Annotated in this window: 1 pseudogene; it reads left to right on the top strand. The window is 77.0% G+C overall.

Annotated features, from left to right (window positions below):
• Nucleotides 1-363, top strand: a pseudogene (locus tag G3I19_RS36675) (hypothetical protein); the annotation flags it as partial.
• Nucleotides 364-820 lie beyond the last annotated feature (457 nt).

Below are 820 nucleotides of genomic sequence, written 5' to 3'. Positions count from 1 at the left end.
CCCGTCGCCGCGCCGCCGGTGGACGCGCCGCCCGCGGGCAGGCCGTCCGTAACGGCACGTTCCGCGGCGGCGCTCTCCGAGCCCGTACCGCTGCCGCCGGACGCGCCGGGCGCGGACGCACTTCGCTGCACCGCACCACCGGCCACCGGACCGACGGGACCGGTAGGCGGCACGGCAGGAGGCGACACCGGACCGGACGTCGAGGGAGCTGAGGACGCAGCGGAGGACGACCGCCCCGGACCGGCCGAACCGCCGGTCGTGCCGGGCGACTTCGACAGCTGTACGGGAGGCTGCGAGGGCGAGGACGTCGCACCCGTCGGCCGCCGCACCGGCGCTCCGGGCCCTGCCGCGCTCGCCCGCTGAACGGGACGCGCAGCGGGACCGGGCCCACCGGCGGAAGCAGAAGGAACAGCAGAAGAAGTACCGGAAGGAGCACCAGCCGAAGGCCCGGAAGCCGCACGGGCCCCACCGGCCGGGGGCGCACCAGCAGCACCAGCAGCACCAGCAGCACCAGGGACATCAGACGGCCCAGCAGACCTGGCAGCGCCCGCAGACCCCCCAGAAGCAGGAGCCACACCACTCCCGGAGGCCGAAGCCGAGCCCGAGGCCGGACCCGGAGCAGAAGCCGGACCCGGAGCAGAAGTACGTGGCGCGGTCGCAGGCGCAGTCGACGCCCGAGATTCCGCCTCCCTGGCGGGAGGCTCACCCGCCTGCGCGGGACGGGCCGAAGCAGGCAGTACCCGCCGCTGCACGGCGGGCGGGGCCGCGCTGGTCAGCGGGGCCCGGCGGCTCGCGGGCTGCCGTACGGGCGCGACCCGCG

The organism is Streptomyces sp. SID10853, assembly GCF_010548145.1.
Classification (GTDB): domain Bacteria; phylum Actinomycetota; class Actinomycetes; order Streptomycetales; family Streptomycetaceae; genus Streptomyces.
This window is presented reverse-complemented; position numbering and strand designations above follow the sequence as displayed.